The sequence below is a fragment of the Hafnia sp. HMSC23F03 genome, assembly GCF_001816025.1.
GTDB lineage: Bacteria > Pseudomonadota > Gammaproteobacteria > Enterobacterales > Enterobacteriaceae > Hafnia > Hafnia paralvei.
In genome coordinates this window covers 419,002-440,952 of the sequence record NZ_KV824214.1, presented here as the reverse complement: position 1 = coordinate 440,952, position 21,951 = coordinate 419,002, and the positions used below count along the sequence as shown (strand labels likewise).

The following is a 21,951-nucleotide window of genomic DNA, read 5'->3' as shown; positions in this document are numbered from 1 at the left end:
ATTCTCCAGTGACCGTAACCGTGCAGTGAGCATCATCAACCAGTTAACACCGGGCGATGTGTACGAAACGCTCACCAATAAGCATCCTTCTGGCGAATCACGTCGCTATCTATACAAAGTGAACAACGCGCAGAAGAGCTATCGACGCGGGAAGTAAACTTTCTCCATGCCCGCTCTCCTTTTGAGGGCGGGCAGATGTTCCATCATCACCTCAGTCATGATGATGATTATGCCCTTCAGCATGTTCATGCTGATGTTCATAGTCTTCGCCCGGCACCACAACCAACTTACCGTAGCGCACGCCGCGCTCTGCGATCACCTTCTCAGCAAGCCCCTTTACTTTCCCACTCGCACCTTTAAGCAGCGATACTTCTAAGCAACTGCCGTGATCGAGATGCACATGCAGGCTCGCGAGCGATAAATCATGGTGATCGTGGAAGCTTTTCGTTAGACGCTTAGAAAGTTCACGGGCTTCATGGTCGTAAACATAAAACAGCGCCGCAACGCAGTTGCTAGTTTCATCGTTCAATGTAGGCATCGCCGTGGCTTGAAGTCCGGCACGAGCTAAGTCACGAATCGCCTCAGAGCGATTTTGGTAGTTACGTTCTTTGATGATGGTGTCGATCTCAGCCATCAAATCATCATCCAGTGAAAGAGTGACTCGTTGCATAAAATAAGTTCCTGATCCGGCTTTAGTCGCAAGAGTATGCCATTGTTCACATAGCTAAAAAACCGAGCGACCAACAACTTAGTCTATCAACACTAAGGATGAGTCCATCTACTTAGTCCATTAATTCTAACGGTCCACCTTTTTCTAACGCGCGCAAATAGGCGGGTCTCGCGTGTAAACGCTTCAATAACCCACGTGCATGCGGGGCTTTATCCAATCCCGTACGTATATTCATTGCTTCTAAGGGGAAACTCATCTGTATATCTGCCAGACTAAAGTGGTCACCAGCAAACCAGTTATTTTTACTCAGATGATTTTCAATGAAGCGCAAATGAGTCGCCAGTTGCTGATCAAGGTAACCACGCTGCACACCTTTACCTAACAGGCTGCCAATTGGCCGAATGATCCAAGGCACTGGAGCCTTCCCTAGTCGATTAAAAACCAACTTCATTACCAGCAATGGCATTAATGATCCTTCGGCATAGTGTAGCCAGTAGCGGTACTGCATCCGTTCTGGCTTATCCTGCGGTTTGAGCAGTGCGGAGTGGTCATAAGTATCTTGCAGATATTCGAGAATGGCGGCGGACTCTGCAATTGTCCATTCGCCATCGGTCAGCACGGGAGCCTTTCCCAACGGATGGATTTTTTTCAACGATTCAGGGGCCAGCATGGTTACGGGATCGCGTTGATACTGTTCGATCTGATAGGGTAATCCCAGCTCTTCAAGCGTCCAAAGTACCCGGTGTGAACGCGAATTATTAAGATGATGGACCGTAATCATTTTCTAGCTCCACTGGCATATGTTTTCTAACTATAGCCAGCAGATGAAAAATTACACAAAAGATCCTTAGGGCGATTAAAAACAAAGGGAGCCACCGATGGCTCCCCTTATTGGGTAAAACAACTGTCTAATAAATCTGATTAAAAATCAGTATTAAACATTTTTGTCCTGCATTTCAAAGCGAGGTGAGATCAGGCCGTACAGTGTCCATCCTAAGAAGGTTACAATCGCACCATACATCATGGCTTCTTCACCTGATGAATAAAGAGCATAGAAGCTATACATGGCACCAATAAACGCGATGATATTTGCCATGCGGGCTTTGCTTGGATTGACCTTCGCAACTTTCTGAATAATAACCAGAGCGGCCATAGACAGAATGTAAGGGATAATATTAGTTACTACCGCAAGGTTAACCAGCACGTTGAACTGCTTATTCAGTGACGGACTGATAGTCATCAGAGACAGCACGGTTTGGATAATCACGATAACGATCATACCTTTTACTGGCGCGTCAGCCTTAGTCAGCTTAGAGAATACTTTAGGGAAATAGCCTTCATCCGCAGAGGATTTGAACACCTGAGCGATGGTGAACTGCCAGCCGAGTAGTGAACCTACGCAGGACATAATCATCAGAGCCATGATGATTTTACCCACACCTGGAGTAAACATCTGCGCAAATGCTAAACCAAACGGCGCGGTTGAATTCGCCAAATCCATATTTGGCACAATACCTGCAATCACGTTAGTTGAAACAATATAAATAACCGCTGCGCCCAATGTTCCGCCCAATACGGCAATAGGCACGTTACGTTCAGGATTGTCGACAACATCGGTATTGGCACAAGCAGATTCTAGCCCCAAGAATGCCCATAGCGTCATTGCGATAGAAGAACCGACCGCTTCAAATACAGGTAAATGATGCGGGTTCCAAGACTGTACATACATCGTTGGGCTAAACCAGAACCAACCGATAACTGAGATACCGACAACCGGAATGATAACGCCCCACACGGTTACGCCGCTAATACGGCCGGTAATTTTTGCGCCGCCAAAGTTAGCGATAGTTGCTAACCAAAGCACGCCAATTGTCGCGATACAAATTCCCAGCGGCGTTAAGTTTGCCCCGACTAATTCGGTACCGTAACCAACGGCAGAAATTGCAATTGCGACGTTCGCAATTAGCAAAGATACACCGTAGGTGTAGTTCGCCATGAAGTTACCGGATTTACCAAAGGCATATTCCGCATAACCCCCCATACCACCTGATTTACGGCTGAACATCCCACATTTGGCAAAAGCATAAGCCAAAGCCATTGAACCCAAAGCTGTCACCAGCCATGAAACAATAGACAGCGTCCCCACTTCTGCTAATTTCGTCGGCAACATGATGATCCCTGAACCCATCATGTTTACCGCCGTCAAAATTGTGAGCTGAACGACGCCCATTTTATTGTTGCCTTTAGACGTACTCATATTGTGTCTCTCTCATAAACTCTGTTAGCGAAGAGCCGGTTAGATCGCGACCCTTCGCTATTTCTTTTTATCGGAAAATCAGTTTCGGCCAATAGCCCTGCCGAGAAATGATTTCTAATTTATTGTTTAATAACATAACCATAAGCACGTTTACGTCCGTCCTCATCCTGTTGGATATAGACACCCTGCAATTCAGGCGCAAAGCCTGGTAACAGGTTGATACCCTCTTCTAGAGCCAAGAAGTAACGCTGTACGGAACCGCCCCAGATTTCCCCTGGAACCACACACAGCACACCTGGAGGATAAGGAAGCGCGCCTTCAGCGGCGATGCGGCCTTCAACCTGACTCAACGCAACTAATTCAACGTTGCCGCGTACAAACTCGATATTCGCCTGCTGTGGATTCATCACCACTTTCGGGAAGTGAGCTTTACGGAACATCTCCTTTTGCAGTTGTTTCACGTTGTGGCTGACGTACAGGTCGTGCATTTCCTGACACAGTTGGCGAATGGTGTAACCCTGATAACGTTCTTCGTAGTTTTTGTAGATAGATGGCAACACATCAGCCAGAGGCGCATCTTCTTCCAACAGGCGTTCAAAGCGGGCAATTTGGGCAACAAGATGCTGCATCTTGGCCATATCTTCCGCTGGCGTCATCAGGAACAGGATGGAGTTCAAGTCGCATTTTTCCGGTACGATGCCGTTTTCACGCAGGAAGTTCGCGAGGATAGTGGCTGGAACGCCAAACTTGTCATATTCACCGGTTTGTACGTTGATGCCCGGCGTGGTCAGCATCAGTTTGCATGGGTCTACGAAATATTGATGCTCTGCGTAACCTTCAAATGAGTGCCAACGTTCACCCGGGATGAAGTCGAAGAAGCGCAGATCGTTTGCCATCTCTTCGGTATCAAAGTCTTCCCATTTGCGGCCATCAATGGTTGCAGGAACGAATGGACGAATATGTTTGCAGAGTTTTAACAACAGCTTACGGGTTTCAATACCTACTTTAACGCAGTCCATCCACATACGTTTTCCGCTTTCGCCTTCGTGCATTTTGGCGTTAACGTCCAGCGCAGCGAACAGTGGGTAGAACGGGCTAGTTGATGCGTGCATCATAAACGCGTTATTCATGCGCTTATGGTTCACATAGCGATCTTGACCCTTGATGTGTTTATCTTTTTTATGAATCTGTGAGGTCTGAGAGAAGCCAGCCTGTTGTTTGTGAACTGACTGAGTAACCAGAATACCCGGGTCATTTTCATTCAGTTCCAACAACAGAGGCGAGCAGTCGTTCATCATTGGGATGAACTGTTCGTAACCCACCCATGCAGAGTCAAACAGGATGTAATCACACAGATGACCAATTTTATCAACCACCTGACGCGCGTTATAAATGGTGCCGTCATAGGTGCCTAACTGAATAACAGCCAAACGGAACGGACGTTTTTCACTAGAACGCTCAGGAGCAACTTCGCGGACTAAATCACGCAGGTATTTCTCTTCGAAGCAGTGGGAATCAATACCACCGATGAAACCAAACGGGTTACGCGCGGTTTCCAGATATACTGGCGTTGCACCAGCCTGAATTAACGCACCGTGATGGTTAGACTTATGGTTGTTGCGGTCAAACAGCACAAGATCGCCCGGCGCTAATAACGCATTCAGAACCACCTTGTTAGAAGAAGAAGTCCCGTTCAATACGAAATAGGTTTTATCTGCGTTAAAGACTTTTGCCGCATGCATTTGCGCAGTGCAAGGTGCGCCTTCGTGGATTAACAGGTCTCCCATTGAGACGTCAGCGTTACACAGGTCAGAACGGAATAATGTTTCACCGAAGTAATCAAAGAACTGGCGTCCCGCTGGATGGCGGCGGAAGAACTGGCCACCTTGGTGCCCAGGGCAGTCAAATGCAGCATTGCCTTGCTGAACGTATTCCACCAAGCTACCAAAGAAAGGAGGTAATACTTCTTTCTCATATTTAGTTGCGGCAGCTTCAAGCTGTTTACCGTAAAAATCAACGTTGCCATCGCATAATTCAAATACGCCAGTTACACGTGGCAACACCTCAGCAGGAAGCTCTTCTTCGCAACAAACCGCTACAAAGATAGGAATACCAAAACCGGTTTGTTCAATGGTATCTAACATACCGGATACCGCATCCTCAACGGAAATGACTGCGGCTGAAACATCAGTAAAGTTAGTGTTATTAATATCTACTGTTTCACGTTCCGTACTAAAGCATTCCGAGGTGTTGTTATTAACAGCTATTTTTAGTTTTTCCATTTTATTTATGGTCTCTTGTTTTATTAATAGTAAAAAATTAGATACAGCATAGCCGTCAGATATTCCCAAACGGGATCTGAAGCTGAATTATTTTTTAAAGGCAATATTCCCCCACAATAATTCAGGATATTGAATTACTGATAAGAGTTGATGATTGCCTTGGTGGACATGCCACCGAGTTGGCGTATGAGCTAGTAAGGATTGTCAAATGCAACTTGCCGAATGATAGATAAAACTAGATTATTCAATAAGATACTAGATTAACTAACGTTTGGGATCGGGCAAGCATGACGATCCGCAATAGCGGACGCCGCAGGAGGGGAGATTATTTAGAGTTGAAAAGGTGAAAGTCAAAGCAGCTACGATGCGCCATCATCATAAGATGAGTGACACGTCGAATATGTGGCATAGCTTTATTGTTATTTTCCATTTCCTATTTCCTCTTTATCTGGAAACCGAGGACATTGTAACTCGAGAAACTACATAAACCGTGATATTTATCACTAATATGAGGTATATAATAAATAAAAATTAAACAATGTCTAGCATTGAATGCATATTTAAGCATCACTAATAGTTATTAATATGTAACATGTTTCATATTGATATTACTTTAAAGAAAAGCTCATGATCACTTAAGTCAGGTAATCAAAAAGAGGGCACATAAAAATAATGTTTTGTCCGTTGTAAAAAGAATGAATAGTTGTCATGTTTTTAACAAAAAAATTACAATTTAGACTAGGGGTTGCATTCCTAGTGGGATAATTTGACTATTTATTCAATTTAATGATGGATGAGCCGGATCACATAACCTAAATTTCATCCTATTCTTGATAAAAGCCATCAGAGAAACCAAACTCAGATGATAGATCAATCAGAGTAAGCCTATATAGACTATGCCTCGCTATAGAAGCGACAAAACCTGAGATTTCTCCGCTAATTTGTTGAAAAACTGAGCGTACAAGCCAAAGGCATAGAATTTACGTTGACGGCGGCGAGGTAATTTAGTCTAATACGCCCCGTTGCCCGGATAGCTCAGTCGGTAGAGCAGGGGATTGAAAATCCCCGTGTCCTTGGTTCGATTCCGAGTCCGGGCACCACTATTCATATTAACGGACCTTCACGAAGGTCCGTTTTTGCATTCTAAGCCTGCCCACGTCAGCACCTCGCCACTTATTTAATTTCACCAAACTCAGTCGTACTCTCCCCACATCAAGTCGCTTGTGCGTGTAGTTCTGAGCGTTATATGTGAACCTTAATTTTTTGCACTGATGATAAGATCCACTATCAGAAAAAATCACCCTGACTAGAAATCTCCTCCAGCGAAATATTGCGTGTTTCGATTCCAAAACAAAACAGGAATAGAGCACAGAGCAGCAACATCACACCGAGGACGATAAAGACCATAATCGATCCGTAATGGGTCAATAGAATTGCGACCCCATAGGGTGTAAATACCGCGACAATTCTCCCCACCGCGTTAACAAAGCCAGAACCGCGTAACCTGAGATGCGTAGGCCACAACTCAGGCACATACACCGCAGAGGCAAAGCAGACGTACATATACAGGAAAAAGATCATCACTAGGCCATAGCTCAAAATAGCCCACTCTTCGGTTTGAAGCGAGTAGATGTAACCCAGTAGCGCAATGATAATTAGCAGGGATGAGCCAAATAATCGCCGTGGGAAACGATCAATAATCATCGCGGCAATAAATATTCCGACCGGCGCGCCAATCATAATAATCGCGGTCATAAAGATAGATTTCGTCACTTCGATTCCCGAGTTAACGAAAATTGTTGGGATCCACACTGTAATGGTATAAAGCGAGATATTCATTGAGATAAGTACCATGCTCGCTACCAGTGTACGCCGCAGCATCTGACCTTTAAACAATAGCCAGAATGAGCCACTTTCCGCATGTAAATCCACCGTTAGGCTATCGCTCTGGCAGGAAGGCAAGGTGATTTTTTTCTCTTTCTCGATTTGCGACTCCACCAGTTGCAGGTGTTTTTCAGCGGCACTTAGCTGTCCTTTGCTCGCCAGCCAACGGGGAGATTCAATAAAATATTTCCCTGACAGATACCAAGCCAGTAGCATTGCAGCACCACCGAGCAGGAACATCATCCGCCAGCTAAAAAAGGCGATAACCACTACGCCAATTGATGCCGATAGCATTGGCGACCAGTTGCCGACAAACGACAGGCGGGCAGACCATTTCCCGCGCATTGCTGGGGGAATAAACTCAGTAAATGAGGCATAGCCCACCATAATCAGTGCGCCCATTCCGGTGCCCATCAGAAAGCGGAAAAAAATGAGCCAATACATGTTGGGAACAAACGTTGCCGCGCTGGCAGAGATCCCAACAATCAGCAAATTCACGCGAAATGCTTTGCGCCGTCCAAGATAATCGCCGATAAAGCCACCGGTTAGAGAACCGATAAAGTAGCCAAACATGAGTGCTGAGGTAAATGCTGCATTGAGGTAATTATTTGACCAGCCGTTGCTAACTAATTTTGCCAGCACGACATTCCCAGAATAGCTGAGAAAACCGGTGACTAATAAACTAAAACTGATAATGCCGAAAATACGGAAATGAAATCGAGATAAGGGTAAGCGATCTAATCTTGCGCCGATAGGGTCACATTGTTCCATCTGGATGCCTCAAATTCAGCTAAAATATAAAGCATGGCGATTGCGGCAGAGTCATTTTGCCGCGCCATCCATCATTCATTATTAAATTTTTATGGCATTATCAGGTGCAAACTAAAATAATATCGACACGACAGCATTGAAGTTAATAGACGAGTTGAATATTATTTTCCTTACAAAATATAATCCACTCTGCACCCGGTGCCTTATTGGTAATAAGGTAATTAATATGACTAAAATCCACGAGCTGGACGAATGCTTTACGATCGAACTTTGAGTGATCGGCCAGCAGGGCTACTTCAGTCGCCTGACGGATCATGGTTTTCTTGATTTCCGCTTCCGCTTCATTAGAGTCAAGCGCTCCGCTTTTCATATCCAGTCCTTTGCAACTCATCACCATAATATCAACATGATAGCGGCTGATAATTTCCTTGGTGATCCTCCCCTGTAGCGATAGCGTATTCTTATTTAGCTCGCCGCCAGTAGAAACGACGTTAATTTCCGACTGCGCCAACTCATGAAAGGCTTCCGCCGAGTTAGTTAACAGCGTGAGATCGTTTCTCTCTTTTAGTAGCTTTAATAATTCCATCGCCGTACTACTGGAGTCGGCAGCCATCGTCGTCTTATTTTTAATAAACGGTAATGCATTACGAGCAATAGTCTGTTTCTCTTCAAAGAAAGACTGAGCACGTTTATAAAAATGAATGCTATCGGACAATGCGGGCGTATTTAATACCGCGCCGCCATATGTTCGGGTTAAAAAGCCCTCATCCTCGAGCTTTTCCAGATCTCTACGAATAGTTTCTTCGGTGACCTGAAAAATCGTGCTTAAATTAGAAACCACCACTTTCTTATCATTAGCCACCATTTTCTTGATGGCCTGAATTCTATCTTTTGCCGCCACGATGAAACCTCTATTTCCTGCAAAGTAATAATAAGACCCTAGTATCTCACAGGCTATGTTTATTTTCAAAATAACATGTCTGAATCACAGGTTTAATGTTTTTTACACAGAAATAGAGGTCAGTAACATCTATTTTATTTAGTCTCCAACGCTTCAGCCATTCGTCTCATCAATAATGAGTCATCATCTGTCAGGCCGATGGTTAGCGCGTCGACATTCTCACGTACCTGTTCCGGTGCCGTTGCGCCGCTAAGTAAGGTGATTAAATCACTTTGCTTTAAAATCCACGCCAGTGCCAGCGCAGGAATTGAGCAACGATATTTTTCACATAGCGGCTCCCACTGCTCGAGCATATCAATGACCCGCAGCATATTTTCCCGCTGAAACCAGACCTTATTAGCCCGCGCACCGCTGGGGACATAATCCCGAGCAATAGTTCCGGTCAGCAGCCCCTGCTCAAGCGGTGAATAGACCTGCACGACGATGCCATGCTGCTGGCATAGCGGCAGCAGTTCAGCTTCCAATGCCCGGTCAAGGATGCTGTACTTAGCCTGAACGATATCAAGCTCGCCGTGCTTAAGATATTCTCTGATATGCCCGACATCCACGTTAGCAGCACCGATAGAACGGATCTTACCTTCTTTCTTAAGCGCATTAAGCGTGTCTACGGTTTCTGCTATTGGCGTAAAACAAGGTTCGACCGACTGCCAGTGAGTCATATAGATATCAATGCTATCGATGCCCAGTCTTTGCAGGCTGGAATCCACCTCTTCGCGAATAGACTCGGGCGTGAGATTTTTATACAGCTGGCGATCGCCCACTTTGTTAAACAGGCTTCCTGTCCGTTCCCAGACGATACCGCATTTGGTTTCAACAACGATATCGCTACGCGGTAGCTGCTTCAGTGCTTGGCCGACAATTACCTCGCTGTTGCCGAAGTTGTAGCCTGGCGCGGTATCAATCAAATTAATTCCGCAACGATGCGCTTCAACAATGGTGTCAATGCAAATCTGTAGGTCGAGATCGCCGTTCCATGCTGGGCCGCCGCCTATGGCCCATGTACCTAATCCCATGCGGGAAAGCGTAATATCCGTACTGCCTAAAGGAATCATTTTCATCTGCCGCTATTATCCTTCGTATTCGTCGAGAAGTTGTTCAACCAGCTTTCTGTTCTTTACGCCCGTCGTAGCGCCCACGCTCAGTACCGATATCGCTGCCGTTGCGTTAGCAAACAGTGCACATTCGCGCAGCGACTTGCCTTCAAGCAACGCGGAGATAAATCCTGATGCAAAATTATCCCCCGCGCCGATGGTGTCGATGGCGTTGATTCCCGAAACTGCGGGAACTTCCATTTTCATATCGGCACGCTTGATAAAGCAGCCTTTCTTGCCGGTCTTAATCACTACGGTTTTCACACCGCAGTTCAGGAAGCTGTCGGCGATTTCATCCAGCGTCTCTTTCCCTGTGAGCAGTTTTGCCTCTTCAAAATTGGGAAACAGATAATCTACGTAGCTCAACGCATGTTGAATATCGTTTAGCGTTTCATTAAGCCGCGGCTTAATCATATCGGCGCAGATAATTAACTGATGCGCTTTCGCCTGAGTGAAAATCGCTGTTAATGCTTTACCGTCAAGCTGCGGGCTATTAAAAATACTCGCCAGCGACAGCAGTTTCGCCTGAGAGAACCGGTTAAAATCAACATCGTTTATATTCAGTTTCCACAGGCTGCCGTTGCGGTTAGTAACAAAAGTACGTTCGCCATAGGCGGTTACTAAGCCCACATTGATAGAGGTATCAATATTGGCATCCTGCTTAAGGCTCTGAATGTCAATATTCTCCCGTCGGCAGTGGTCGAGAATAAAATGTCCTGCTGCATCATCACCTACCCGACTAATTAACGCTGTACGATGACCAAGGCGAGAAATAATTGTCGCTTCATTAATTGCATCTCCCCCCGTGGTCATAGCAATTCGTTCTAATGGATAAGAGTCTACATCAAAGATATTTTTACTCACCGGCTGCAAGGGAATATCAACTATTGCCGCCCCTATACAAATAACCTCGATATTATCCATATTATTATTTCGCTTTACCGTCAGAGCCGAACAGTCTTATTTTCTCCAGCGCACGCTCTTTTACTGCTTTGCGAACTTCACGCTCAACGTGCAGGAACGGTTGATGCTGATTCTCTTGTATCGCAACCATCGCCGCCTGACATAGTTCGGTGTGAATGTTAATTTTAGAGATACCTAAGGAGATAGCTTTCTTGATATCCGCATCGCTAATACCAGACGCGCCGTGTAGCACTAATGGAACGGACACCGCACGGCGCACACGCTCTACAACGTCGAAATTAAGTTTCGGTTCGGAAGTATAAACACCGTGCTGGTTACCAATTGCCACTGCCAGAGAATCGCATCCCGTACGCTCGACAAATTCCGCAGCCTGCTCCGGGTCAGTGTAGTGATAACCTGCCAGCGCTTCTTCGTAGACCGTTTCATTCCCTACGTGCCCCAACTCCGCTTCGACCGGAATCCCCAGTGGATGGAAGAAATCCACCGCCTCTTTGGTCAGACGAATATTCTCTTCAAAATCAGAGGCAGAGGCATCACGCATCAGCGAATTCATGCCGTGGGTCCAGGCATTATGGATAATCTCCATGCTGCGGCCGTGATCCCAGTGAGTAATGACCGGTACTGAGGCCTTTTTCGCCATAGAAACCATCATGTGCGAAAAATCTTCAAACGAGGTATTACCGACAAAACCGGTGCCGAAAGAAATAATCACCGGCGATTTAGACTCTTCTGCAGCATCAATGACGCCCATTAACATTTCCGCATTCCACACGTTAAAGTGGGCAATCGCATAATGTTTATTCTGGGCATCGTTTTCCCAATATTTAATATCTGCAAGCATGCTTATTTCTCCCTTCTAATAGATTAATGGTTAACTTTAATAACGCCTTTAATAATCTCGCTTTTGTTATTCACCGATTCATCAAACGCGCGCTGAACATCTTCATAATCGTAAATATGCGTCACCATCGATTTAACATCGAAACGTCCAGAGGAAATGGCTTCAATAGTGACCGGATAGCGGTTGGCATAGCGAAAGACGGTCTGAATAGAAACTTCACGATTAATTTTAAGGAAATTGATCGCGGAATCACCGGGAACCGTCCCGACGATCATGATTTTCCCTCCGCGCATTACCAGGTATGGTGCTTGTTTAACGGTGATGGCCGAACCGGCAGTTTCAAAAACGATGTCGGCCCCCATATCGCCAGAGAACTGCTGGCAACGCGCAACGGTGTCCTCTTTTGCTCCGTTAATCACGGTTTTTGCCCCGAGCTTCTTAGCCATGGCAAGGCGTTTTTCCAGCACGTCAACGACTGCGATGTCGGTTGCTCCCAGACATTTACATGCTTGTAGAGTCATTAAACCAATACAGCCTGCGCCCAGAATGACAATTTTCTTGCCCGGCTTAACGTCTGCCAGCATCGCCGCATGCATGCCTACTGCCGCAGGTTCTACCAGCGCGCCTTCCATGGTGTCCATATTATCGGGCAGCTTCCAGGTGAAGCTTTCCGGGTGACAAAGATAGTGAGTTAGTGCGCCGCGATAATTAGGCTGCGTGGCCATAAAATCGACGTCGGGACAGATATTGTATTTCCCCTCCAGACAGTAGCGGCAGTGCCCACAGGGTACACCGGGTTCGATATTCACTCGGTCACCCGGTTTAAATTTTGTAACACGGCTTCCCACTGCTACCACTGTACCGGCGCATTCGTGCCCCAGACCAATTTCTTGATTTGGATCTTTCGGCGGAATAAAAGGACCCGATTCAAAACCGTGAACATCTGAGCCGCAAATACCGACGTATTCAATTTTGATCAGGACTTCATTTTCTTTAGGTACCGGGATATTGGAGGAGATAATTTTCATCAACCCCGGAGTTTTTAATATTGCTTTTGAATTTTTCATTCTATTTCCCGTCAATATTATTTGCTGGTAACGGCATCAATACCGAGACTTTCGACAGAGACGCCTTTTGTTTCAATTCCGATGGTAGCGATAGCGACTGCGACAATAATGGAGACCGCCCCCAGTAGCACAAACACCCCGGTCACACCGTAACTATTAAGCAATACCGCAACCGCATAAGGCGCCGCGATACCGCTGATTCGTCCAACCGCGTTTGCCAAACCCGACCCGCGAAGCTTCGCTTCGGTCGGCCATATCTCTGGGACATATACCGCAGAGGCGTAGCAAACGTACATATAGACAAAAGTAATCAGGAAGAAACCAATTAACGTAATCAATAACATGCTGGTTTGCAGAGAATAGACATATCCCAGCACGGCAATGAGTACTAATAGACCCACGCCCATGGTCTTTCTGGGTATTTTGTCCATCACCAGCATGGCGATAAAAATCCCAAACGGTGCGCCGAACATACTCATGGTATTTAAGACAATGGAGTCTTTCAGATTAATACCCTGACTCATAAATATTGTCGGTAGCCAGTTAATTAAGGTGTACTGCACTACGTTCATGGCTATTAGTACGAAGGAGCCTAAAATAACCCGCTTCAATAATACGCCCGTTAATAAAGCCGAATAGGGCACGGCACGCGGTGGTTTATTGTCATCTTCGATGACTACCAACGGCAATGGCTTACCGGTCTGCTGAATAGCCTTTTTCTCAATGGCATACATCACCTTTTCTGCCTCGGCGTAGCGCCCGCGAGATTCCAGCCAACGAGGTGATTCTGGGAAACTGCGCCAAGCAATAACGGTAGCAATCAGTGACAGCACCGCTGGGATCAGCAGTTGCACGCGCCAGTTCCATTCCGCGCTAATTAACGGTGTCAATCCCATCGCAATTAACGAACAGAGTGGATAAGACCAGTTGCCGATAAATGAGACTCGACTAGACCATGTACCGCGGTTTCTGCTGGGCATATATTCGGTGAAGCCAGCAAATAAGGTCACCAGTAACGCACCTAACCCCGCCCCCATGACAAAACGACAGGCTATCAGGAAGGTCATATTGGGCGAAAATGCCCCTACAACCATGGCAACAATATGGATTGCTTCATACAGAACAAACGCGTTTTTACGCCCGATTTTATCTCCGATAATTCCTCCGCCGAGCGCCCCGAGAAACATTCCCGCTGTAGTAATGGCGGAAAACGTGGCGGTGGTGGAATTATCGGTCCAACCAAGTTCCTTTAATTGTGCGAGGATTAATCCGCCGACGGCATTACTCCAGCAGACGAGTAACCCGAAGGCGACTATGGCAAACATCGACGAGTGCCAGCGGCAGTCAGGTAGGCGATCCAGCCTGGCGCCGCAATGCGGTTTTGCTATCTGTTCCATCCGATAACGTTCCTTTAATAGCCAGGTTATTCATCAAAGTCATAAGTCATGATGACCTTAATCGCGGTCTTATCGACCATTGCGTCAAAACCTTCGCGCCATTGTGACAAGCCTATGCGGTGAGTAATCATCGGTTTGACTTTGAGCGCGCCGCTAGCGAGCAGGCGAATGGCGTTGCGCCATGAAGTGGAGTCGTAGGCCATATGGCCAATGATGCTTTTGTTCCATGCGGTGATGTCGTTGATAGAGAAATCTAGAGGTTTGAAGCCCATGCCCACGCGAACCACTTCACCGTTAGGGCGCAGCATTTCGATAGATTGTTTGAGGGCGATATTGGCACCAGAGCATTCAATCACTAGCCCCAGATTGTCTTTACCGCAGATTTCCTGACAGCGAGTGACCACATCTTCGGTCGAACCGTTAACGACCGCCGTTGCTCCTAGTTCTTTGGCTATCGGGAAACGCACCGCGACATCCTCTTCCAGCCCGACCATTACGATATTAACGGCCCCCATAATGCGCGCCATCTGCACGCAAAAGAGTCCTAATGGGCCGGTACCGAAAACCACCACGTCTTGGCCGGGGAGAAACTTGGATTGCTGGGCGATAGATTTGTAGGCGTTACAGATAGGATCCAGTACCGCTGCGTCTTCATAATCAATGCCCTGTGGGATTTCCCATAGCGCATGTCGGTGAATTTTGAGGATTTCTCCCGGTACTAGACAGTATTTCGAGAATCCGCCGCCCCATGTGTTGTTATCCAGACCTAAGTTTACTTTTTCTGTACAACACAGAAAATCGCCTTGTTCGCAGGCAGGGCAAACGCCGCATACATGTCCGCTGTTGTCAGAAACCACTCGCTGGCCAACTTTCCAATCTTTGACTCTATCGCCAACCTGGACAATTTTGCCTGCAAATTCGTGACCACGAATGGAGTTGAATTGATCAGATCCGCTGTCAACGTTGTAGTGTTTCATGTCTGCGCCGCAGATAGCTGCCGCTTTGATTTCAATCACTACGTCATCCGGGCCGCACGTTGGTTCCGGCACGTCAATCATCTTATAACCGCCAAAAGCCTTCCCAAACCTCGCCAGTGCTTTCATTGTGCCTTCCTTTGTTTTTTGGTTTTGCATTAGTGAAAGCAATACTTAACCACAAAATCTTTAAGGTCAACGTAAAATGTTTAAAACACAGATATTGATCTGCATTTCACAACTCAGATCACAAATACAGATGAACACATCGTAAGGAGGCAGGGAAAAGAGGATCGAGCCCCATAAAATGGCGGATCTACACTTCGGCACAATGAAGCAGGTACAAGAACTAACAAAGCGGTGACACTGCAGGCAAGGTTTCAAAGCTAAAAAATCTGGTGCCTTCTTGCTCAATATTATGCAAATCCCAATTTACTGATTAACTAATAATGAAAACAATGCGAATAAATGGCGGTGATGTTAATTTCTCTGATGTTATAGAGCTATAGAGGATGCTAAAGTGGGAATCAAACGGTGTTTACATTGGTTATGACACAAAATCTGTGTATTTCACTCCCCCAAAATATTGGAAACTCTTTGAAATACGTTGAGATATATAGGCAATAAAACAGTTGATGGCAGCAATACACTAAAATACTGGCCTGATAACCAGATGAAGTATCGGTGATGAAAGTGCTGAGTGCTTACAGGGAAAATGTAGATACAAGGTTACTTTTGGCAGCAGAGCTGCGAAGGGGAGACGTAGAACTGTTGTGACTGGGGGACTGGGATCTCATATTCTAGAAGTACGTTCGATGGCCATTAGGAGATTCATATAATGACAAATAAATTCTGGATCCGTTGGGGATGCATTGTATTTATCTGTATTGTTTACTTTGCTGTGATTTTCTTTTTTAATTTTATATTTTCACTTGATTTAACGGAGACAATGAGTGCAGGAGGGCAGTTTACTCATCCGCAGTGCGTTGCGTTTATCGATGGGCTGGTAGCCGAACACGATAATGCGACGCTAGCCTCACTTGTTGGTTTTTTAATTTGTATGCCGCTTATTTTATGGGTTTTTAAAAAGGTAAGATAATAGTGTGATGTTTTTTTCTTATTTATTCTAACGTCTAATGGGAAATATAATGCTTTATCTATAACGTTAATTTAACGGAAGTAGATCATTGGCAGAATATGATATTATTTATTATATCTATCCGTTAATAAAACATAATTGATTTTATAAATAGAACAGGCTCGTGGTAATAATTATTTTTCCAGTAGGTAATATCCACCGTTGTATCTCTCTTCTCACGATATCCCGTATGGGGTTTCCATTCGTTCTTCAGACTTAGGAACTGCTGGTGCGTTGCTCAGTCTACACTCTTTGGTCAATCATCGATCCGCTTTCATCCGACCTTACACAATACTCTATGCTCTGCATTTCAGAAGGTTTTTTACATAAGAAATATTTATTCGTTCTTTGGGGCAACGCTGCTGCCGTAATCTTTGCTCATAGAAATCATCCATCAGGTTATGTTACGTATCCTGTATCTCCGCACTGACCATGAGACAACGAAAGTGCTTCGCATAATAACGTCTTACTTGGGCGCATTTTACTCAAGTGAAATTTATTTAAAAGCCTTTTTTTGAATGAAAGAGAGGAGTATTCTCTGCGTGAAGCTATTATTATGCAGAATCTAGAAACGCGTAAAAATTATTAAACAAATAAGTTAAAATATTTTAATGCAATTCATTGTGTTGATTTTATTGGTTTTTTTTAGTTTTTGTGATTGTTTTCATGAATGTCTTTGATGTGATTTATTTATTTCTAAAATCATTATTAAATCAAAGAAAAACAGCGCAATGCTTTGTGATTAATGATGTTTTTAACTTGATTGGATATTGCTTTTTTGCGAGCAGCTAACCTGCTTTTATTTAAATTTTACGCATGGGGAAATACACTGATATTTAAGCATTGCTTATGTGTGGCTATGATTGGTTAATCCTAGGAATGTTTATTCAGTAATAGAAATGAATTAGCTTTATTTATATTAATGAGTTAATGAGTTAATGAGTTAATGAGTCGCGTCGTTTCAGCCGTGATTTATAGGTTTGTACCTGCCGGAGATAACCGGTAGGTGAACGTAAGTTGTCATTGACAATCAACAAGGAGCGTACCAATGCCTACACCGTGTTATATCTCAATCACAGGCAAAACCCAGGGGAACATCACCGCAGGCGCATTCACAGCGGATTCCGTCGGCAACATCTACGTGCAAGGACACGAAGATGAAATGCTGGTACAGGAGTTTTTGCATAATGTGACTGTCCCTACCGATCCACAGTCCGGCCAACCCGCTGGTCAGCGCGCCCACAAACCGTTCATCTTCACCGTGGCGCTGAACAAGGCTGTACCGCTGCTTTACAACGCATTAGCTTCAGGCGAAATGCTGCCGAAAGTGGAAATGCACTGGTGGCGTACGTCCGTTGAGGGTAAGCAAGAGCACTACTTCACCACCCGTCTGACGGATGCGACCATTGTGGATATGAATCTGCATATGCCGCACTGCCAGGACCCGGCACAGCGTGAATTCACCCAGTTGCTCGCTGTTTCACTGGCGTACCGTAAAGTCGAGTGGGAGCACATTAAATCCGGCACCTCGGGTGCGGATGACTGGCGTGCGCCACTGGAAGCCTAAGACCGTCCACAGCACGCTGCCTTCGCGGGCAGGGTGCTGTTTTTTTATCGTATGCCGGAAGTCAACTATCAGTGTCAGTAAGGGGTTACGTTTTATTACGGGGAGCTGGCGAAGGCCGGACTCTTCGGCGGTAGCGTGCCTGAGCACCAGCGTAACACTGTACTGTCACTAAAGTTGCTCGTCAGGCAGTTTCTTTTTCCTGTTAATCCGCGAGGTCATTCATGTCAACAGGATTACGTTTCACACTGGAGGTGGACGGTTTGGCGCCGGATGCGCTGGCGGTGGTGTCCTTTAGCCTGAGCCAGTCCCTTTCTGAACTGTTTTCCCTCGATGTCTCGCTGGTCAGCCAGCAGCTTTTCAACATTGAATTTTCTCAGGTGCTGGAAAAAAACGCGCACCTGAAAATCTGGCAGGACGACGAGATACAGCGCCGGGTTAAAGGCGTCGTCACCTGGTTTGAACTGGGTGAAAACGATAACCACCAGACGCTGTACAACCTGCGAATACGTCCACCATTGTGGCGCGCCGCCCTGCGTCAGAACTCGCGCATTTTTCAGAATGAAGACATACAGAGCATCTTAGGAACGATACTGCAGGAAAACGGCGTGACGGAGTGGAGTCCGCTGTTTAGCGAGCCGCATCCGGTACGGGAGTTCTGCGTGCAGTACGGTGAAACGGATTATGACTTCCTGGCGCGGATGGCGGCGGAAGAGGGCATTTTCTTCTATGAGGAGCACGCGCAGAAGAGCGACGACCAGAGCCTGGTGCTGTGCGACACGGTGCGGTTTCTGCCGGAAGCGTTTGACCTTCCCTGGAACCCGAACACGCGCACGGAAGTGAGCACGCCGTGCATCAGTAAATTCCGCCACAGCGCGCAGATACGTCCTTCTTCCGTGATTGCTAAAGACTACACCTTTAAACGCCCCGGCTGGGCGGGGCGCTTTGAGCATGAGGGAGAAAGCATGGATTACCAGCACGCACAATATGAGGTGTTTGACTATCCGGGGCGTTTCAAGGACGAGCACGGGCAGAACTTTGCCCGGTGGCAGACGGAAGGCTGGCGTAATAACGCGGAAATGGCGCACGGCGAAAGCCGCTCACCGGCGATATGGCCGGGGCGGCGCATCACGCTGACGGACCATCCGCAGGCGAGTCTGAACCGGGAATGGCAGGTGGTAGAGAGTGCGCTGTCGGGCAGTCAGCCACAGGCGGTGGCGGGGCGTGGAGGCGCGGGAACCACGTTGGATAATCACTTTGTGGTGGTGCCGGCAGACCGGACATGGCGACCAGTGCCGCAGGAGAAGCCGTCGGTGGACGGTCCGCAGTCGGCGGTGGTCACCGGGCCGGCGGGCGAGGAAATTTTCTGCGACGAGCACGGTCGGGTGCGGGTGAAGTTCAACTGGGACCGGTATAACCCGGCGAACCAAGACAGCTCGTGCTGGATACGAGTGGCGCAGGCGTGGGCGGGGCCGGGCTTTGGTAACCTAGCGATACCGCGCGTAGGGCAGGAGGTGATAGTGGACTTCCTCAACGGCGACCCGGACCAGCCCATCATTATGGGTCGAACCTACCACCAAGAAAACCGCTCGCCGGGCAGCCTACCGGGGACGAAGACCCAGATGACCATCCGCTCGAAGACCTATAAAGGCAGCGGGTTTAATGAACTGCGCTTTGAGGATGCGACTTCGAACGAGCAGGTTTACCTGCACGCTCAGAAAGATCATGTAACGGAAATTCTGCATGATGAAAGGCATACGATAGGCAATAACCGCGAGAAGAAAGTTGGCGTTGACCAGAAAGAGGCAATTGGTCAGGACAAGCAGACACTGGTGGGGCGGGATCACTATGAAACTATCGGCAGGAATTCGGTTGTGCGCGTGGTTCAGGATCAGGAAATCGAAATTGACCGAAACCGGACGCTGGTGGTGAACAGTTCGGAAAGGAAAAAGATTTTTGCGGATTCTATTGATGACATAGGTGGTCATAAGAATATTGTGATTCAGGGCATCAAGGATGAGCAGGTAAACACCAAAATATTTACCCGCACTAATAAATATATTTTGCACGCTGGTGAGAGCATGGTGATTGGCGGACCGGGTGGAAGTATTACCATCGATGCTGGCGGCGTGACTATCAAGGCCAAAAAATTACAGATACTAACTCCTTCCATGGATATCAGGGGCGGTGGAGTGGATCAGGTTAAAGCGCTGACAGCGATGGTGAATGAAGGGAAACCTTTCTGTGAAGTATGTGCTAAAGCAAAAGAAACACAGGAAGAGGGAAATGACTAGACTTCATGAGGTTGTTTTATCTGAAAACAGAGCGGAAGCTTTATCGGCAATTAGAAATTATATATTTGGTTCAGTAAAAACATTTTCACCTGATGGTTTTGAACTAATAAAGCCGAAATATGACGCAGGATGTAATACATACGCGATTATTGACGCCATGTTTTTTTCTGATATTTCTATTCTTCTTGATGCCTATGAAACCGAATGGGATTGCTTGTGGAAAGGTGCTAGTGATGGTCAGTTCGCCTTTTACGCCCCATATATTGTCAGACTAGAAGAAAGCTCTGCATTTACCCGCTGGTTCCTTGCTGAAAAAGTTGGTCTGGCGAGCGAATGGGGCGTTTTCATCAGAAGTTATTATTCGATTAGTGAGGTTGCTCATCATTTGAGAAAGTTTAATCAAATATATGATGAAGTGAATAATAAGTGGGTGCTTTTCAGGTATTACTCATTCGTTTCCATTGAGAGTGTTATTCCAGCACTTCCACCAAAAGATTTTTCACAATTCTTCACTGGTATAAATCAGATTATCTCTGATGGTTCAGGTGGGAAGTTGTTAATAATTTAATACTTGTATTTACCAAGAGCCAGTTATGCCAACAATAGATCCTAGTGCAGTAACCACAAATCAGTGTGATGCGGTAGACAACGCAGATGAGAAAGAGCCAATGCATTGCCCTCTGAAAAGTGGGGGGGTAATGTTACTACAGTTTGATAATGAAAAAGATATCGACAATTTTCATAAAATGGTTGATAGCCCTCTGCCTCCGTTGTTTGAAGACGGGGATGAAAAAAATCCATTACCTACGGGTATATCTCTGGATTCATTACAGGTGCAAATTAATAAATATGCCAATATTATCGGTGGGAATGCAATAGAAAGAGCTTTAGCGAAAGAGGCTAGTGATATTATTTTTATGCAGGAGCTTTTTGAGGAAATAGAAAACATTCTGAATACTGAACGTTACTTAGTGTTTTCTTTACTGTTTTCATCTCAGGCAACAGAAAACCCTAATGGTGGTGAGTTTACTATTAATTACAATGGCCAAAAAATAGAATTTGAAGACGCTAAGTTTTCGATGGATTTGCAAGAACGTGGCGGAGTTATGACGTCGGAGGATAATTTTGATGGATTAAATATAAGTCATGTTTATTCATCTGGTAGTGCCATATGTACAGACAATTTCATATTAAAGGTATTTAAAGAAATGTATATATTCTCTGATTATGGAATGGAAAAAAGTACTATACCGATTAACCAAAGTGGAGCAGATAAAGAATCAATTTATACAATTGCATCGTCTTTGGGATGGAAAGTCATTGGCAAAAGAACCATAACAGCAAAAGAGTTGGCTCAACAAATCATTGATACTACCCTTAAGCAGGTTCAGGATAATCGTGCCGGAGATATTGTTCGAGACATAATTATTGAAATTGTAAATGTAGTACTTACGGCAGTTGGTGTTGTTACTGGGGCTATTATACTCAAAGGGGCTGCCACTGCAGCAGTCAGGGCTATAGGCGCGGGCTATATGGTTTTATCAACGGGAAATATGATTGAGTCCTATGAGACGTTGGCAAACAGGATGTTGGGTTCACCTAAGCCTGGATATAATCCTATAAAAGAGGCAGCAAAATATCTCGATAAGTCTGCCCAGACGGGACATACCATCGAAAATTGTTTCGATGCGTTAAATTTTATCGCCGTGATGGGTAAAACTCCGGCAATGCAGGTATTTACTGGAGCAACCACGGCGTCATTAGGAGCAGGTATTTCAATATACAGCAGAGGTGGGAATAGCTCATCTGATGAGTGATTTCGGCAAACTCAAGGAG

The 21,951-nt window shown here is 45.9% G+C and carries 18 protein-coding genes, 1 tRNA gene and 1 pseudogene; 7 read left to right on the top strand and 13 right to left on the bottom strand.

Translation table 11 applies throughout. The features are described from left to right. Nucleotides 1-157: pseudogene (mltC, locus tag HMPREF3091_RS22865) on the top strand (membrane-bound lytic murein transglycosylase MltC); the annotation flags it as partial. 54 nt (nt 158-211) lie between these two features. Here mltC and nikR read toward each other — a convergent pair. From nikR to speFL, 5 genes are all read right to left on the bottom strand, one after another. After that, nucleotides 212-670: a nickel-responsive transcriptional regulator NikR gene (gene nikR / locus HMPREF3091_RS07735; RefSeq protein ID WP_008814748.1), complete on the bottom strand. Its 459-nt coding sequence runs from the start codon at nt 668-670 to the stop codon at nt 212-214. A gap of 112 nt (nt 671-782) precedes the next feature. Next, complete coding sequence (locus HMPREF3091_RS07730) at nt 783-1,451, bottom strand: glutathione S-transferase family protein (protein ID WP_004093447.1); 669 nt, start codon at nt 1,449-1,451, stop codon at nt 783-785. A gap of 153 nt (nt 1,452-1,604) precedes the next feature. Then, complete coding sequence (gene potE, locus HMPREF3091_RS07725) at nt 1,605-2,927, bottom strand: putrescine-ornithine antiporter (RefSeq protein ID WP_004093444.1); 1,323 nt, start codon at nt 2,925-2,927, stop codon at nt 1,605-1,607. 119 nt (nt 2,928-3,046) lie between these two features. Next, nucleotides 3,047-5,209 carry an ornithine decarboxylase SpeF gene (speF, locus tag HMPREF3091_RS07720; RefSeq protein WP_004093443.1) on the bottom strand — a complete coding sequence of 721 codons (2,163 nt, stop codon included), beginning with the start codon at nt 5,207-5,209 and terminating at the stop codon, nt 3,047-3,049. Nucleotides 5,210-5,534: 325 nt separating this feature from the next. Next, nucleotides 5,535-5,639, bottom strand: coding sequence for a leader peptide SpeFL (gene speFL / locus HMPREF3091_RS22145; protein WP_016361109.1), 105 nt, complete (start codon nt 5,637-5,639; stop codon nt 5,535-5,537). Between the two features lie 594 nt (nt 5,640-6,233). On the opposite strand from speFL, the gene HMPREF3091_RS07715 reads away from it, so the two are divergent. Then, nucleotides 6,234-6,309, top strand: a tRNA-Phe gene (locus HMPREF3091_RS07715). Nucleotides 6,310-6,496: 187 nt separating this feature from the next. Here the strand turns inward: HMPREF3091_RS07715 and HMPREF3091_RS07710 are convergent. From HMPREF3091_RS07710 to HMPREF3091_RS07675, 8 genes are all read right to left on the bottom strand, one after another. Next, complete coding sequence (locus HMPREF3091_RS07710; RefSeq protein ID WP_004093441.1) at nt 6,497-7,864, bottom strand: MFS transporter; 1,368 nt, start codon at nt 7,862-7,864, stop codon at nt 6,497-6,499. 142 nt (nt 7,865-8,006) lie between these two features. Further along, nucleotides 8,007-8,765, bottom strand: coding sequence for a DeoR/GlpR family DNA-binding transcription regulator (locus tag HMPREF3091_RS07705; protein WP_070715147.1), 759 nt, complete (start codon nt 8,763-8,765; stop codon nt 8,007-8,009). A gap of 134 nt (nt 8,766-8,899) precedes the next feature. Next, nucleotides 8,900-9,883: an NADH-dependent methylglyoxal reductase gene (locus tag HMPREF3091_RS07700; protein WP_070715145.1), complete on the bottom strand. Its 984-nt coding sequence runs from the start codon at nt 9,881-9,883 to the stop codon at nt 8,900-8,902. Nucleotides 9,884-9,892: 9 nt separating this feature from the next. After that, the gene (locus tag HMPREF3091_RS07695) at nt 9,893-10,840 is read right to left on the bottom strand and encodes a sugar kinase (RefSeq protein WP_070715143.1); all 948 of its coding nucleotides are present in this window, start codon (nt 10,838-10,840) and stop codon (nt 9,893-9,895) included. Between the two features lie 4 nt (nt 10,841-10,844). Beyond that, nucleotides 10,845-11,681: a ketose-bisphosphate aldolase gene (locus HMPREF3091_RS07690; protein WP_070715141.1), complete on the bottom strand. Its 837-nt coding sequence runs from the start codon at nt 11,679-11,681 to the stop codon at nt 10,845-10,847. A gap of 23 nt (nt 11,682-11,704) precedes the next feature. Next, nucleotides 11,705-12,748 (bottom strand): NAD(P)-dependent alcohol dehydrogenase, encoded by a 1,044-nt coding sequence (locus tag HMPREF3091_RS07685; protein ID WP_070715140.1) that lies wholly within the window; start codon nt 12,746-12,748, stop codon nt 11,705-11,707. Between the two features lie 17 nt (nt 12,749-12,765). Further along, nucleotides 12,766-14,145: an MFS transporter gene (locus HMPREF3091_RS07680; RefSeq protein WP_070715138.1), complete on the bottom strand. Its 1,380-nt coding sequence runs from the start codon at nt 14,143-14,145 to the stop codon at nt 12,766-12,768. Between the two features lie 26 nt (nt 14,146-14,171). After that, nucleotides 14,172-15,248, bottom strand: a complete 1,077-nt coding sequence (locus HMPREF3091_RS07675; protein ID WP_035503548.1) for a zinc-binding dehydrogenase — start codon at nt 15,246-15,248, stop codon at nt 14,172-14,174. Nucleotides 15,249-15,957: 709 nt separating this feature from the next. Here HMPREF3091_RS07675 and HMPREF3091_RS07670 point away from each other — a divergent pair. The 5 genes from HMPREF3091_RS07670 (at nt 15,958) to HMPREF3091_RS07650 (ending at nt 21,932) form a co-directional block, all read left to right on the top strand. Next, nucleotides 15,958-16,218 carry a hypothetical protein gene (locus HMPREF3091_RS07670; protein WP_083321388.1) on the top strand — a complete coding sequence of 87 codons (261 nt, stop codon included), beginning with the start codon at nt 15,958-15,960 and terminating at the stop codon, nt 16,216-16,218. A gap of 1,087 nt (nt 16,219-17,305) precedes the next feature. After that, a complete protein-coding gene (locus tag HMPREF3091_RS07665; RefSeq protein WP_070715132.1) occupies nt 17,306-17,824 on the top strand; it encodes an Hcp family type VI secretion system effector in 519 nt (172 codons plus the stop codon). Between the two features lie 221 nt (nt 17,825-18,045). Further along, complete coding sequence (locus HMPREF3091_RS07660) at nt 18,046-20,115, top strand: type VI secretion system Vgr family protein (protein ID WP_070715130.1); 2,070 nt, start codon at nt 18,046-18,048, stop codon at nt 20,113-20,115. Continuing rightward, nucleotides 20,108-20,683 (top strand): DUF4123 domain-containing protein, encoded by a 576-nt coding sequence (locus HMPREF3091_RS07655; protein ID WP_070715129.1) that lies wholly within the window; start codon nt 20,108-20,110, stop codon nt 20,681-20,683. Before HMPREF3091_RS07660 ends, HMPREF3091_RS07655 begins: the two co-directional genes overlap by 8 nt. 25 nt (nt 20,684-20,708) lie before the next feature. Beyond that, entirely contained in the window at nt 20,709-21,932 is a 1,224-nt protein-coding gene (locus tag HMPREF3091_RS07650) for a hypothetical protein (protein WP_070715127.1), read from the top strand. Nucleotides 21,933-21,951: the final 19 nt, after the last annotated feature.

Excerpts from the sequence above, each read along its gene's own strand:
- nikR (WP_008814748.1), bottom strand. The coding sequence starts at position 670 with ATGCAACGAGTCACTCTTTCACTGGATGATGATTTGATGGCTGAGATC.
- speF (WP_004093443.1), bottom strand. The coding sequence starts at position 5,209 with ATGGAAAAACTAAAAATAGCTGTTAATAACAACACCTCGGAATGCTTT.
- HMPREF3091_RS07660 (WP_070715130.1), top strand. The coding sequence starts at position 18,046 with ATGTCAACAGGATTACGTTTCACACTGGAGGTGGACGGTTTGGCGCCG.
- potE (WP_004093444.1), bottom strand. The coding sequence starts at position 2,927 with ATGAGTACGTCTAAAGGCAACAATAAAATGGGCGTCGTTCAGCTCACA.
- HMPREF3091_RS07685 (WP_070715140.1), bottom strand. The coding sequence starts at position 12,748 with ATGAAAAATTCAAAAGCAATATTAAAAACTCCGGGGTTGATGAAAATT.
- HMPREF3091_RS07695 (WP_070715143.1), bottom strand. The coding sequence starts at position 10,840 with ATGGATAATATCGAGGTTATTTGTATAGGGGCGGCAATAGTTGATATT.
- HMPREF3091_RS07710 (WP_004093441.1), bottom strand. The coding sequence starts at position 7,864 with ATGGAACAATGTGACCCTATCGGCGCAAGATTAGATCGCTTACCCTTA.
- HMPREF3091_RS07680 (WP_070715138.1), bottom strand. The coding sequence starts at position 14,145 with ATGGAACAGATAGCAAAACCGCATTGCGGCGCCAGGCTGGATCGCCTA.
- HMPREF3091_RS07690 (WP_070715141.1), bottom strand. The coding sequence starts at position 11,681 with ATGCTTGCAGATATTAAATATTGGGAAAACGATGCCCAGAATAAACAT.
- HMPREF3091_RS07675 (WP_035503548.1), bottom strand. The coding sequence starts at position 15,248 with ATGAAAGCACTGGCGAGGTTTGGGAAGGCTTTTGGCGGTTATAAGATG.
- HMPREF3091_RS07730 (WP_004093447.1), bottom strand. The coding sequence starts at position 1,451 with ATGATTACGGTCCATCATCTTAATAATTCGCGTTCACACCGGGTACTT.
- HMPREF3091_RS07700 (WP_070715145.1), bottom strand. The coding sequence starts at position 9,883 with ATGAAAATGATTCCTTTAGGCAGTACGGATATTACGCTTTCCCGCATG.
- HMPREF3091_RS07665 (WP_070715132.1), top strand. The coding sequence starts at position 17,306 with ATGCCTACACCGTGTTATATCTCAATCACAGGCAAAACCCAGGGGAAC.
- HMPREF3091_RS07655 (WP_070715129.1), top strand. The coding sequence starts at position 20,108 with ATGACTAGACTTCATGAGGTTGTTTTATCTGAAAACAGAGCGGAAGCT.
- HMPREF3091_RS07670 (WP_083321388.1), top strand. The coding sequence starts at position 15,958 with ATGACAAATAAATTCTGGATCCGTTGGGGATGCATTGTATTTATCTGT.
- speFL (WP_016361109.1), bottom strand. The coding sequence starts at position 5,639 with ATGGAAAATAACAATAAAGCTATGCCACATATTCGACGTGTCACTCAT.
- HMPREF3091_RS07650 (WP_070715127.1), top strand. The coding sequence starts at position 20,709 with ATGCCAACAATAGATCCTAGTGCAGTAACCACAAATCAGTGTGATGCG.